Here is a 13,224-nt window from a genome sequence, read left to right on the forward strand (position 1 = left end):
CAGCCTAAACACTGACCAGAGCTAAGCCAGCCGCGACAGGATTGACAAAGTTCCAAAACTGATCAAGACAAGGCCACTGGCCCAAGTTAGCCAACCTGACCAGCGGCGAACCTCCAAAAACTTTTTGATCGCAGCAGTAAAAGTTCCAGCTACAACCAGAGGAGACACGTAACCGACGGCATAAGCTAACAGCAGTCCTGCACCCACCACGGGGTTACCGGTACTGGATACCCAAGCCAGCAGCGTGATCAGAACTGGCGTGCTACATGGAGAAGCAACGGTACCAAAGGTTAAGCCTACTAAGTAGGAGCGCAGGCCCCGGGGTAACTTTTCAGAGATCTCAATCTCTTGTCCCAGCGAGGGCAACCGCAGTGGCAGGACCTCCAGCAGGTTTAATCCCATCAAAATCGCGACTGTCCCTACCAGAAAGCCCCAGCCTGCACCCACCTGACCGTAGATGCCGCCTAACCAGGCCACAGCAAGACCCAGGGCAGTTAGGGTTGTCGCTAGCCCTAGAGCAAACCACAACGATTGCAGTGCCGCTTGCCAACGATTTGGCGTCTCGTAGCCACCGATATAACTCACTGCAATTGGCAGCATGGAAAGCATGCAGGGAGTCAAGCTCGTTAGAAGACCTGCGCCAAAGACAATGCCCAGCGAGAGCAGACTGAGGTGGGTGAGTTGATCAGCCACCAAACGATCGGAGAACTCGCTTAGCCGGTAGAGCCAGAGGTCTAGCGTGTCCAACATAAATCCATTTGGAGGGGTAGCCCCTTCATCTTACTGGAGCGCTATGACTGGTTTCTGGATGGGGACACTAGCAGACATTGCAGATGTTAACGGAGCACCCGGCGTTGTGGGCGAGTTGGACCGCGGCGAGAGCGAGGGCGCAGCGGTTGGACCGACGGGCTAGGACGATCTGCTCGCTGGGGCAGTCCTACTAAATTCTCCGGCTGCTGTCCTAGGTTGATCACTTGAGCCCCACTAGACTCACGTGCTACGCGCACTAATAAGCCTGCGGAAAACAAACTAGAGAGCAGGGAGTTGCCACCGTAACTAAACATAGGTAGGGGCAAGCCTGTGGTGGGTAAGGCGCCAGTAGCAACCCCAATATTCAGCAATGACTGACCGACCAGCAGAACCCCGATGCCAATTGCCACTAACCGATGCACCGGATCCTTACACTTCAAGGCAACCCGTAGCGCCAGAGTGGCATAGGTTGCCAGGAGCAGGAGCAAGACTAGGCCCCCGATGAGACCAAACTCCTCGGCATAGACCGCAAAGATAAAGTCGGTGTACTGGATGGGCAAATAGAAATGCTTTTGCTGAGATAGACCAAAGCCGGTGCCCCAAAGACCACCGGAACCTACTGCCAGCAAACTTTGAATCAGCTGATAACCATCTCCCTGCGGATCAGCCCAGGGGTTCATAAAAGATAAGACACGACGTCGCTGGTATTCCCGAGCGCCAATGCTGATACAGGCCACGAGCACCCCTAAGGCAGCGGTTCCACCCAGGTAAGTCGCAGGCAGATCGGCAGCTAGGGCTACCAGCCACAGCAAAATTCCACACAAAGCGGTAGTACTGAGGTTGGGCTGCAACAAAATGCCCAGCAGCACGGCGGCAAAGGTGCCAATCCAAAGCAGGCGTCTTAACCAGCTCAGCCGCTCCCAACGGCCAAAGACTAGGGCACTCTGAAGTACCAAAAAGGGCTTGATCAGCTCGGAGGGTTGAATTGGCACGGGTCCCAGAGACAACCAGCGCGAGGCTCCATTGATCGACTGCCCTAACCCTGGAATGTTGGTCGCAACCAGTAGCCCTAGGCAGATGACAACGCAAAAGCCGCTGGCACGCAGAACATAGCGTAGCGGCAAATGCACGATCAGATTAAAGCCAGCCAGCCCCAGAACAGCCCACAGCAGTTGACGCTTGAGGTAGTAAAGCCCATCGCCCTCGGTTGCATAGGCTACAGGGTAGGAAGCCGAGAACAGCATTGCCAGTCCAAGGCACAACCATAGCAACGTTAGCCAGCGCAGCACTCGGGCTTCGGTGGCCCAGCGCTCTACAGAGCTGTCTGTAAAGAGGATTAGGCGGTGCAGGTTCACTCTAGGGATGGTGGCCTCGCTGAAACTGCCCGCTAGTATAGCGGACCTGTTTACCTGCTCCATAAAGGTCAAGCCTCTTTCGGCTACCTGGGCCGAGAAGCCACAGCGCTCAGTAGATCTGGACCTCAATAAATCTAGACCTGCGTTATTGCTGCTGATTAACTTAAATCTGATTAACTTAAATTAAGAAACAGGCCTAGAAGGCCAGCCCACAAGCTTACTAAGTAGCGTAGTAGGTAGCAGCTCGTAAGGGCAGGGAACATTAGGGGTAATTACAGAAAGCAACCGGTGCAGGCACCATGATTGATCTCCGCCGGATCGGTGATTTGAACTTTGCAGTCGTGACCTTGCCTACCAAGCTGGACACGACCAATGCAGTCGAGGTGCGCTCAATGCTGAGCAAGGTCATTGACTGGGGCCACTACCACCTATTTCTGGACAGTCGCTCGGTCACTTTCCTTGATAGCTCTGGCTTAGGGACACTGGTGGCAATTTTTAAGGTCTGCCGGCAGAAATACGGTAGCCTAACGCTCTTTGGCCTCAGCGGCAATCCAGCCCTGGCTTTACAGCTCAGCGGGCTGGATAGTTTATTACTAAACTTTGCGACTGAGGAAGAGGCGATCACAAACCTGCAAGTCAAGCTGTCGTGCTCACCCTAGAGCCCTTAGGGAATTAACACTTTTTCCTAGCTTGACCAACTGCCTGTATTGGATGAGCTGCTAATTTCTTCACTGCTTGTGCGGGGCACCTCGCCAATCATCGCCTTCATTCCTTCTAAGGTTGAGGGAATGCTGCGTGGGTCCATAAACATCACTTTGCTGCTGCCACTGGTGCCAATGGTTGCGCCCATATCGATATAGCTCTGGGCTAACAGGAATTTCAGAGCTTCTTGGGCTTCTGGGTCTGATTTCAAGCTCCGCATTAGTACCTGAATCGCTTCTGCTGTGCCTTGAGAGCGCAGAATTTTCTCTTGCCGCTCGGCCTGCGCTCTCAGAATACGAGCTTTTTGTTGGCCTTCTGCTTCCAGAATGGCAGCCTTCTGAGACGCTTCTGCCCCCAATAGCTGAGCATCTGCCTGCCCTCTGGCCTTGTTGATTGCGGCCTCTCGCTCGCCCTCTGAGGTCAAAATGGAGGCCCGCTTACGCCGCTCTGCAGTCATTTGCATTTCCATTGCCTCCTGCACAGCTCTGGCAGGCACAATGTCACGCAGTTCTACTCGGGTTACTTTCACACCCCAGGGATCCGTGGCCTCGTCCAGTTCGTGCAGCAACACCTCGTTGATCTGGGTTCTAGCTGTGAAAGTTTCATCCAATTCCAATTGGCCCAGCTCAGCTCGAATTTGGGTAAGCACCAAATTGGTCATGGCTTGACGCAGATTTTCAACTCGGTAAAAGGCTTTTTCCATGTCCACAATCCGCCAATAAACCACAGCATCAGCGGTGATTGAAACATTGTCTCGGGTAATACACTGTTGAGGTGGAATGTCGAGAACACGCTCCCGAATTGTATCTTTGTAGGCGATTGTATCGACAATTGGAATAACAAAATTCAGGCCCGGCGAGAGCTTGCGTTTGTATTTGCCATAAGTTGCAACTAGCGCCTCATCACCTTGATTAATAACTTTGACGGAACCAAAAAGCGTGATGCCAAGTGCACCTAATAAAACCAGCACTGCTTCCATATCACTTTTATGCTCTAAAGTTCTTTGAACGTTGCTTCAGTTGCAGTCTAGAAAAGATTGGACTGGCTTGCAAAAAACTCCTACGAAATTTCAAGAACTAGATTTCAGAATTGAAGTTTCACAACTCGACTAGTTGGCTGGGTAAAACAACTAAAGTAGTACCCCTGCGGGCAATGACATAAACCTTTTGGTCAGGGGCAATGGCTAACCCAGGATCGTCACAGCGGGCACTCCAAGAGCTTCCTTCGTAGCGAACCCGCCCGGCGCGACCCGCTGGAATTTCAGTCAGGGTGACTGCTTCAGTTGCATCTTTCAGGAGCGCAGATTCTTTAGGAATTAGCAGCCGAGACAACCAAACGAATAGAACTGAAAGTAATAGCCAGACTACAACTTGAACAGCAACATTCGCCATTACCAATGTGAGCAGTGCCACAAGCAAAGCGCTGAGCCCTGCAGCAAAGGCAATAAAGGCAGTGGGAATCGGAATCGCTAGCTCAACAAACAAAAGAACAACGCCAAGCGCTAACCAGGCTTGCATGATAATGAGGGTCGTAAAATTGAGGTGTTATTGGCTCTCAGCTTAACTCAGCGCAGAAGCCGAGAGCAACTGTTCTAGCCTGGCTTGCCTAAGCAGTGCCAGCCAGGCTTCAAATTAATTCAAAAAGCACCAATTTCAACCAAACCGTAAAGGCAAGCCGCCAACCAAATACCACCTGCAGCCCAGCCGCTCAACACATCCGTCGGCCAATGCACACCAAGATACATCCGGCTAAAGCCTACAGCAATGCTCAAAACGGCCCCCAGCGGAAATGTGAGCCACGGCGTAATGTTTAAAAAGCGAGTTCCATAAACCGCCAGCAACCCATAAAAGGAGATAGCACTCATGGAGTGACCACTGGGATAACTGTAATCAAGAGGGCGTTTGGGAGAGGCCCATAACTCCGGTCGTTTGCGCCGAAAAAACCCTTTGAAAATCCAGTTTAGTAGCCAGGAACCTGCCAAATTGATGCCTAAAACTAGGGCGGAAGCCGATTGGTGATAATAGATTAAGAGGCTGCCAACCAGTCCTAACAGAGGGCCTGCAACTTCCCGTTGCCCTAGTAGGGTCACTGCAAACATCCATCGATCCAAGATAGCCGTTGATCGAGCATTGATGGCTAGCAGCAAAGATTTTTCGAAGGCCAGCAACCATTCCCACAACCAATAGCGAGCCAGCAGCACGCTAAGGGCTAGAACTACAGCCCCGGCCACGAGGCCACCAATCAGGTAGGGAATAAAGGCAATCAGAGCTTGGGCCAACCAGTAGAGGCGGTCGCTAACCTCTGTCATTGCTCACGTCCAAATCCACTTTTTCCACCCTACTCAGGTTTCTGACTGAGATCGACCGCTTCCGGCTGCAAGATTCTAGTTTTGGGCCAGAAAGCTCACCTGGGGCACCAAAGGATCGCGAACCACCCCAATGCCTGCAAAGCCCCAGCGATTGAGTAGCGTCGGTAACTGAGATTGGGGCAAAGTCTCCACCGCAAAGCGGTCCCGCAGTTCTGGGGCATGGGCATTCAGGTAGCTGAGCGCATCAGCATATTCAGCAAACAGCAATAGATAACCCGAGTCGGCAGCCCCGTGAGGTCGGGCAATGAGGTAGTTACCATCTGTGCGAGACCGCAGCAAGTAGTGGGTCTGAATCATCACGGTCAGAAGAAAGTGCGTTTAGTGTAATGGACAAGGTAGTTGGTAGGTCCAAGTCTGCTCTATCCCTCCTTCAATCTAGAGTTAGACTAGATCTCTGGTGATTTTTTAACGAATTGATGCAGAACTCTGCGCTCCCAAACCTTTGGCAGCAGGGAGCCGTTATCCCTCTGACGATTACAGACCTTTCAGATAACGGGGATGGCGTCGGGCGCTTCGAGGGACGCGTGGTCTTCGTGCCCGATACAGTGCCAGGGGATGAATTGGAAGTGCGCCTGGTCCGAGTCAAGCCAGGTTATGCCCATGCCCAGCTCCTGCTGATCATGACGCCATCGCCGCATCGAGTACGGCCCAGTTGCATGGTGGCCGACAAGTGTGGGGGCTGTCAGTGGCAGCCAGTGAGCTATGACTATCAGCTTCAGGCCAAGCAAAATCAAGTCGTGCAGGCTTTAGAGCGCATCGGTGGCTTTGACTTGAGCAGCGCTGAGCTGAGTGGCTGCTTGTCGCCAATTCTGGCTGCGCCTGAGCCCTTACGCTACCGCAACAAAGTAACCTACCCGCTCGACGAGCGCCACGGCAAAGTGCGGGCGGGCTACTACCGTAAGGGCACTCATCGCTTGGTGAACCTCAATCATTGCCCGGTGCAGGACCTACGGCTGGATCCCTTGCTGGCTCAAGTCAAGCAGGATATTCAGCAACGGGGCTGGACGATCTACAACGAGAAGACGCATCGCGGTTTGGTTCGCCACTTGAGCCTACGCGTCGGCCGTAGAACAGGCGAAATGCTCTTGACTCTGGTCGTGCGTAACTGGGATCTGGAGGGGTTGGAGGATCAGGCGCATCTGTGGCTACGCCGCTATCCCGGCTTGGTAGGTGTGACGCTCAACCGCAACCCGGAGCGGACCAACGCTATTTTCGGTAGCGAGACCCGGACTATAGCGGGACGGGATTACTTGGAGGAGAGCTTTGCAGACCTGCGCTTCCAGATCCGACCTGACACATTTTTCCAGGTCTACACGGAGCAGGCAGAAGCGTTAATGCGGGTGATCCAAGACCACCTCAAGCTTGAGGGGAATGAGACCTTAGTGGATGCCTATTGCGGCATCGGCACTATGACCCTGCCTCTAGCACGGCAGGTCCGTCAGGCTATTGGCATTGAAGTACAACCTGAGGCGGTTGCTCAGGCTCAAACCAACGCCAAGCTAAATAACATCACTAACGTCAGTTTCCAGACCGGCACTGTAGAATCGCTGCTACCCCAGCTTGGCTTTGTCCCTGATGTGGTCTTGATCGACCCACCACGCAAAGGCTGCGATGCCTCAGTGCTAGCTCAACTGCGTTTATCACCAGCGAAACACTTGGTTTATGTCAGTTGCAATCCCGCGACCTTAGCCCGTGATTTGCAACAGCTTTGCCGTACCGACGAGGAGCTGAATGGGGGACACTACAAGCTGCGCAAAGTTCAACCTGCAGATTTCTTTCCCCAAACAGCTCATGTGGAGTCTGTGGCCTTTCTGGAGCGAGCGGTTTAAGACCAGAGAAAGCGATTCAGCCGGTGGTGGAAGGGACGCACAGGATTAGACCCCATCCAAGAGGGCTTTTTCAACTCAAGAAACCCCACAAATCCATCACTGGCTCACAAAAAACCGGAGTGACGCAGCACTCCGGTTCCAACAGTGATCACTCCGTTCTAGAAGTAGCAGGAGTTATTAAGCCACCCAGCTACGGCCTACGAGTTCGGCCAAGTCAACTACCCGCTGGGAATAGCCCCATTCGTTGTCATACCAGGCGATGACTTTGACCATGTTGCCACCCATGACCAGGGTCAAAGCAGCATCCACGATTGAGGACTCGTCAGTACCGCGATAGTCGATTGAGACCAACGGCAGTTCGCTGTAGGCCAAAATGCCCTTCATTGAGCCTTCAGCGGCCTGCTTGAGAACTTCGTTGACCTGTTGAGCAATCGTCGGCTTCTCAACTTCAACCACCAAATCAACCACGGATACGTTCGGGGTAGGTACCCGCATGGCGAAGCCATCAAGCTTACCCTTGAGTTCTGGCAGCACCAGAGCTACAGCCTTAGCAGCCCCCGTGGTGGTCGGCACAATGCTTAGGGCTGCCCCTCTCGCCCGACGCAGATCGCGGTGGCTAGCATCTAGCAACCGCTGGTCGCCGGTGTAGCTGTGGGTCGTCGTCATTGTGCCCTTGACGATCTTGAAGTTCTCGTGGATTACCTTGGCGACGGGAGCTAGGCAATTGGTAGTGCAGGAAGCGTTGGAGATGATGTTGTGTTTGGCATGGTCGTAATCGCCGTCATTGACGCCCATGACGAAAGTGCCATCGTCTCCTTTAGCTGGAGCTGTAATCAGCACCTTTTTGGCCCCCGCTTCTAGGTGCTTAGTCGCACCCTCACGGTTAGTGAAGACACCAGTGGCCTCGATGATCAAGTCGATGTCCCAGGCCTTCCAGGGCAGGTTCAAAGGATTGCGGTCAGAAACGGTCTTGATCATGTTGCCGTTGACCGTGATCGAGTTGTCATCCGCACTGATGTCGGCTTCAAACGGCCCCAGGATCGAGTCGTACCTCAGCAGGTGGGCATTGGTCCGTGCGTCGGAGGTGTCGTTGATTGCTACAACTTGAAGCGGGCTGTCAGTACGGCCCAGCCAGCACCTGAGGAAGTTACGTCCAATGCGCCCGAAGCCGTTGATTGCTACCTTAATCACTGCGGGTGGCCCCCATGTAATAAATACTTACTGCTGCCCAAAATCATATCGCAAAGCCTCGCTTCTCTTAGATCAATTTTTGACGAAGAGAAAGCGACGGGGATCGCACCGGGATCTCCAAGCTCTGAAACAGCTGCCAGATCTGCTGGGCGCTGGCTCCTATGCAGCGAACTAGGCGATCACCTGCGTCATTGTCCAGGCTCCAAGTCTGAAGTCCAGACGACTTAGGCAGATCCGGTAGCGCTTTGCTCCAGGGGCCAAAGCAGCAGAGGGTACCCCAAGCTTGGGCCTCTCCCAGCGAGGGCAGACTTTGCACAAGGCTTAGGTCTGGCCCTAGGCACTGAGTTTCCCACAAAATAGGGCAACCATCGCGATAAATCCGCAAGCGGCTTTCTAAGCCTTGAAATTGCCAGCATTCGCCCATTGCCACCCGTCCACTGGCCCAGACTTCGCTGTAAAACAGGCAGGCAGTCGGAGCGAGATCAATGTGCGTGGTCTGACAATAGTGGGCTCCCTGGCCTGGAATTAAGGGGTGAGGACAATAGGTCAGGCTGGCCCCATCTTCAAGCCGGATCTGTTGGTGCTGTTCGCTGCTACCGGGATGCAGACGAGTCGCTGACTGGGTGCGAAGCTCAAGCTGAGCCCCTGCTTCCAGAACTACGGAGAGTTGATGGACATCGCCGCCTAACAAACCACCGTTAGGATTACGTAGGTAGAGCGTAGGCCGGTGCGGTTCTAAGTACAGAGGTGCACTGAGCTGGAGCGGCGCTTGTGAATATTGATGGGTCACAACGGTGCGACCGGCGCGGTCACAGGCGACGAGCTCAGAGCGGCCAAGGTTCTTCAACACTAGCGGCTTCGGTTCAGGCGTTCCTGCTCCGTGCGGAGTTTGTTCCAGCTCGCTTCTAGCTCTTTTTCGCGGCGGCTGAGCGTGTCTTCTAGCAATTGCAATTGCTCGCGCCGGGCTTCAATCTCTAGCTGACGCCGGCTAAACTCCTGACTTTGCAGGGTGAGAGACTGACGCCAGCCCTCCACAACTTTGAACTCTTCTTCCAAACTGGCCGAATTGACGCCAGGAGCCATATGGCGTTGCAGCAGGTCCAAAACCCATTTGCCGGCATCCCGGACGTTCTGGACCTGCCGATTGCTGTTGACCTCAACCAACACCAGCATGTTCTCAGGGAAATTAACATCGCTGGCGGTAACAAATTCCTCTTCGATGAGGACGACCCACGTGTGCTCGTTGCGCTCAAACGCCAACAGGCGCAGCTCCGTTTTGCCTAGAAATCCCTTCTTTTGGACCTGTGCAAGGTGGAGCATGGTGAGCTGTCTCTAACGCCAAAATCCTGGTTAACCAGCTGATCTTAGCCCTCAACGACGGTTGGCGACAGGTCCCAGAACTGGGGTACTGCTCCCAAAGCCGGTTGCAATGTAGGGCGAGTTAATTGGCTGTAGCCGTCCGGTGCTAACTAATGCCTGGTATACAAAGGCTGCAACATCCGCACGGGTAGCAGGACGATTCGGATTGAGCCGATTTAGATCAGGGTAAGTTACGACCAGACGCCGTTCAGTAGCGGCAGTAGCACCATTAACAGCATAACTAGGAACTTCTGCTGCATCCTGAAAACGACTGAGCACATCAGGATTGGTAGGCGTTAAGCCCAAGCCACTGGTTAGAGCAACGAGCACCTGAACACGCGGGATGTTTTGCTCTGGTTGAAACTGGCCGCCATAACCAGACATGAAACCGCTGCGATAGGCTCCCTGAATAGCAGCATTAGCCCAGTAGTTGGCTGGTACATCACTAAAGGTGGTGCCGGGGCGTTGTGCAGTAGGCTGAAAGGCCTTTTGTAAGATCGTGGCAAACTGCGCTCGGGTAACGGGGGCATCGGGCCGGAAGCTGCCATCCGGAAAGCCGCCAATGATGGCACTCTGAGCCAGAGCCTGAATGTAGTCAGCCGCCCAACTGGCTGCCACATCACTAAATTGCCCTGGTGGCAAGCTAGAGACGATATTGACCTGCCCACTGGTTTTGTTGGCTGGAATCAGGTTGCCATAGGATGTCAGGGTTATGGTGCGAGTGGCGTTTTTGATCGCCAGTCCGGCATTGTTGGCGAATACATTGGCGCCTGGTTCTGCCGCAGTACCCAGATCCGGTTGCGCATCAGCAATCAACACCAGACCATCACGGCGGTTGTCGGCAACGATGTTACGGCGCAGAACGGGCCGAGCCGTGTTTTGCACGACAATGCCATCCTCGTTAAGACGCACCTGATTGTTAACTAGCTGAGGTGCAGAAGTCTGTCCGACGTTGATGCCAAAGCCGGTTTGTTGAAACAGGCTATCGCGCACGATTGGCTGAGAACTGCCTGCAATCGAGATCCCGTTGCCCCTATTGCCTTGGAAGATGTTCAGCGTCAGCGTCGGCGTTGCCCTACCGGCCACAAACACCCCTTCGCGCCCGTTGCCGGTGAAGGTGCTGGAGCTAACGGTAGCGTTGGCATCCTCGATCCACAAGCCAGTGCCGCGCTGGTCAGTGTTAGTCAGAGTGACTCCACTAATGCGGGTATTATTGGCCGCTTGAATCGTGACACTCTGCCGCGCAAAGGTAGGGCTGATAATTTGCCCACCCCCATTGATGACCACGGTGGCCCCTCGGCTTGCGTCATCACCCTGGATACTAATGCCCGGTTTCAGCACCAGGGGAAACTGTTCACCGCTCTGAGTGGTGTAGCGACCGGGAGCCAGCTGGATCGTGGTCCCAGGCTGAGCTTGGGACAAAGCATAGCTAATCGTGCGGAATGGCGCATTTTGGCTACCCGCCCCAGGACTGTCGGCCCCCGCAGCAGGGTTGACATAGATAACGGTCTGCGACTGAGGCGAGGTCGAACTGGAACCTGGAAGGGTTGGGGCTGGGCTAGGGCTCGGCGTTGGTCGAGGAGTCGGAGTAACTGCTGGTGCTGGGGTCAGGGTGGGGCTAGGAGCGGACGTCGCACCTGGCGTCGGGCTAGGTGTCGGGCTAGGAGTTGGTGCAGTCGTGGGGCTTGGTGTAGCTGCAGGACTGGGTGTAGCCACCGGAGTCAGGCTGGGAGTTGGCGTACCTCCTGGCGTTGAACTAGGGCTGGGAGTTGGGCTGGGGGTTGAGCCTGGAATTGGGCTTGGGTTGGGGGTTGGCGTTTGTGCCAGCACTGGCACAACTAAGCTGCTAACCAACATGCCCAGACTGACAGAGCCACTGAGCCAGCAGCAAAATATAGCTCGACGATCCCGAACTTGATGCATAGGTTTCCTTGGCAGTAGTTTGACAAGATCCTGACGGCATCGTCAGCGCTGATTCAGTCAGACTTTACCGGCTGACGGGTACCGAGCGCGATCAGGTTCCCATGTCACTCACCCAACCGGCCCTGATTTTCTGCTTATAAGTGTTTGGGACCCCCTTATGGGAGGTCCCAAACGACGCACTTTTGTCTTTTAGACGGGCTAGGAGGGATTCGAACCCCCGACACCGTGGTCCGTAGCCACGTGCTCTAGTCCACTGAGCTACAAGCCCTTACCAAGGCGAATATAACCATAACATACATCCAGCAAATTATGAACTCTTTTCCCCTCACGCATTTAGATAGCAGCGGTCAGGCCCAGATGGTCGATGTCTCAGCCAAGGCTCAGACCCTGCGTCAGGCGGTCGCCGCAGCCCAGGTGCGCATGCAGCAGAGCACCTTTGAGGCGATCGAGAACGGCAATGCTCCCAAAGGCGACGTTTTAGGGACAGCTAAGCTTGCAGGCATCATGGCAGCCAAGCAAACCGCTAACCTGATTCCCCTCTGTCATCCGCTGCCCCTGACCAAGGTGCGGGTTGAGCTGAGCCCAGACCCAGAGCTACCGGGTTACCAGATTCGAGCGGAGGTAAAGACCCGCGCTGAGACTGGGGTAGAGATGGAGGCCCTAACCGCCGCCTCAGTAGCGGCTCTCACGCTATACGACATGGCGAAAGCTCTAGAGAAATCGATCCAAATCGAGCACATTCGCTTGGTGAGCAAAAGCGGCGGCAAGTCAGGTGATTATTTGGCATCCGAGCCAGTAGAGGACCCGGCCCCGATGCAGAACCAGGAGCCACCTGCTCCATCAGCTCAATAGCAAGGTCAATCGCTTAGCCGAGACCTGAAAACTGTGTGATCTAAGCACTTCAGCCTTGAGAACAGGGCTAGGATCGAGGTTGGTTACGGTTCTTCACACCCTGCCCCTTTATGAACCTTTTTACCCACGTCCTGCATATCCTGGGCTCAGGTGCGGTTGCGTTTGTGTCTGCTCGCAGTCTGCGCGATCCGCTAACCCGACCCAATACCTTAGCAGGGCTGCAACTGGCAGAGTCTGGCTCTGTCCCCTTTCTAGAGGCGCTGAGTGCGCGAGCTGCTGCCGAGGGCGATACTTGGTTGGCCGAGAAGCTGGCAAAGCATGCTTCTGATGAGAACCGTCACGGTCAAATCTTTGCCCATGCCCTCAAGCAGCTCAACAAGCAGGTTATTGATTTCAAGAGCTTGGCCCAAGCTCAGGAAGGCAAGCCAAAGGAAGCCAAGCCGGATGATCGCAGGCGCAGTCCCTTCTTTGAGGCTTACTTTGAGGGTTACTCCCAAGAGACCTTCAAGCCGCAAAACATCGACTGGACAGTATTCATGGCTAGCACCTACATTCTGGAATTAGATGCTAGCCGTGACTTTGTGCGCATGGCCCACGCTCTGCCCGATGATCCGGTCAGCGTCAATATCCGCAAGGGCATGCTCAGCGTGGCTCAAGATGAGACTGGCCATGCCGCCTACCTGCGCGAAGCTCTAGAGCGACGCCTGTCTCCCGCTGCGGTTACAGCCGTGATCGACGAGTGGCGCACGCGCAAAGTCAACGCCATGCTAGCCATGGTCAGCAACCTGCTCCAGAAGGGTGGCAAGATGCCCGAACTCGCTCGCGATGGCGTTCCCATTGAGATGACCGCTGAGCCTGACGCGGCTTCAACCCCAGTCGCAGCCTAAACAAGGTC

14 protein-coding genes and 1 tRNA gene are annotated in these 13,224 nt (G+C 54.5%); 4 read left to right on the forward strand and 11 right to left on the reverse strand.

Annotated features, from left to right (window positions below):
- Window positions 1–21 precede the first annotated feature (21 nt).
- Both H6F94_RS10010 and H6F94_RS10015 read right to left on the reverse strand, forming a co-directional pair.
- Complete coding sequence (locus H6F94_RS10010; RefSeq protein WP_190802092.1) at window positions 22–750, reverse strand: cytochrome c biogenesis protein CcdA; 729 nt, start codon at window positions 748–750, stop codon at window positions 22–24.
- A gap of 86 nt (window positions 751–836) precedes the next feature.
- Window positions 837–2,168, reverse strand: coding sequence for an FtsW/RodA/SpoVE family cell cycle protein (locus H6F94_RS10015; protein ID WP_199320323.1), 1,332 nt, complete (start codon window positions 2,166–2,168; stop codon window positions 837–839).
- Between the two features lie 236 nt (window positions 2,169–2,404).
- Here H6F94_RS10015 and H6F94_RS10020 point away from each other — a divergent pair, with 236 nt between their 5' ends.
- Window positions 2,405–2,764, forward strand: coding sequence for an STAS domain-containing protein (locus tag H6F94_RS10020; RefSeq protein WP_190802093.1), 360 nt, complete (start codon window positions 2,405–2,407; stop codon window positions 2,762–2,764).
- A 26-nt stretch (window positions 2,765–2,790) separates the two neighbouring features.
- Here H6F94_RS10020 and H6F94_RS10025 read toward each other — a convergent pair whose 3' ends face one another.
- The 4 genes from H6F94_RS10025 to H6F94_RS10040 form a co-directional block, all read right to left on the reverse strand.
- The gene (locus H6F94_RS10025) at window positions 2,791–3,786 is read right to left on the reverse strand and encodes an SPFH domain-containing protein (protein ID WP_190802094.1); all 996 of its coding nucleotides are present in this window, start codon (window positions 3,784–3,786) and stop codon (window positions 2,791–2,793) included.
- Window positions 3,787–3,904: 118 nt separating this feature from the next.
- Window positions 3,905–4,324, reverse strand: coding sequence for an NfeD family protein (locus tag H6F94_RS10030; RefSeq protein ID WP_190802095.1), 420 nt, complete (start codon window positions 4,322–4,324; stop codon window positions 3,905–3,907).
- A 119-nt stretch (window positions 4,325–4,443) separates the two neighbouring features.
- A complete protein-coding gene (locus H6F94_RS10035; protein ID WP_190802096.1) occupies window positions 4,444–5,115 on the reverse strand; it encodes a phosphatase PAP2 family protein in 672 nt (223 codons plus the stop codon).
- A gap of 75 nt (window positions 5,116–5,190) precedes the next feature.
- Complete coding sequence (locus tag H6F94_RS10040; RefSeq protein ID WP_199320324.1) at window positions 5,191–5,472, reverse strand: hypothetical protein; 282 nt, start codon at window positions 5,470–5,472, stop codon at window positions 5,191–5,193.
- A 119-nt stretch (window positions 5,473–5,591) separates the two neighbouring features.
- Here H6F94_RS10040 and rlmD point away from each other — a divergent pair, with 119 nt between their 5' ends.
- Window positions 5,592–7,004: a 23S rRNA (uracil(1939)-C(5))-methyltransferase RlmD gene (rlmD, locus tag H6F94_RS10045; protein WP_190802098.1), complete on the forward strand. Its 1,413-nt coding sequence runs from the start codon at window positions 5,592–5,594 to the stop codon at window positions 7,002–7,004.
- Window positions 7,005–7,181: 177 nt separating this feature from the next.
- Here the strand turns inward: rlmD and H6F94_RS10050 are convergent, their stop codons facing one another.
- The 5 genes from H6F94_RS10050 to H6F94_RS10070 all read right to left on the reverse strand — a co-directional run bounded on the left by H6F94_RS10050 (window position 7,182) and on the right by H6F94_RS10070 (window position 11,745).
- Complete coding sequence (locus tag H6F94_RS10050) at window positions 7,182–8,195, reverse strand: type I glyceraldehyde-3-phosphate dehydrogenase (protein WP_190802099.1); 1,014 nt, start codon at window positions 8,193–8,195, stop codon at window positions 7,182–7,184.
- A 67-nt stretch (window positions 8,196–8,262) separates the two neighbouring features.
- Window positions 8,263–9,045, reverse strand: a complete 783-nt coding sequence (locus tag H6F94_RS10055; protein ID WP_190802100.1) for an urease accessory protein UreD — start codon at window positions 9,043–9,045, stop codon at window positions 8,263–8,265.
- Window positions 9,045–9,515 (reverse strand): HmpF-related protein, encoded by a 471-nt coding sequence (locus H6F94_RS10060; protein ID WP_190802101.1) that lies wholly within the window; start codon window positions 9,513–9,515, stop codon window positions 9,045–9,047. Before H6F94_RS10060 ends, H6F94_RS10055 begins: the two co-directional genes overlap by 1 nt.
- Before the next feature lie 51 nt (window positions 9,516–9,566).
- Window positions 9,567–11,477, reverse strand: coding sequence for a DUF1565 domain-containing protein (locus H6F94_RS10065; protein ID WP_190802102.1), 1,911 nt, complete (start codon window positions 11,475–11,477; stop codon window positions 9,567–9,569).
- A gap of 194 nt (window positions 11,478–11,671) precedes the next feature.
- Window positions 11,672–11,745, reverse strand: a tRNA-Arg gene (locus tag H6F94_RS10070).
- A gap of 41 nt (window positions 11,746–11,786) precedes the next feature.
- Between H6F94_RS10070 and moaC the strand changes: the two genes are divergently transcribed.
- Window positions 11,787–12,329, forward strand: coding sequence for a cyclic pyranopterin monophosphate synthase MoaC (moaC, locus tag H6F94_RS10075; RefSeq protein WP_190802103.1), 543 nt, complete (start codon window positions 11,787–11,789; stop codon window positions 12,327–12,329).
- A 110-nt stretch (window positions 12,330–12,439) separates the two neighbouring features.
- Complete coding sequence (locus H6F94_RS10080; protein ID WP_190802104.1) at window positions 12,440–13,216, forward strand: ferritin-like domain-containing protein; 777 nt, start codon at window positions 12,440–12,442, stop codon at window positions 13,214–13,216.
- The last annotated feature ends 8 nt before the right edge of the window (window positions 13,217–13,224 follow it).

The sequence above is a fragment of the Leptolyngbya sp. FACHB-261 genome (assembly GCF_014696065.1).
Taxonomy (GTDB): Bacteria; Cyanobacteriota; Cyanobacteriia; order FACHB-261; family FACHB-261; genus FACHB-261.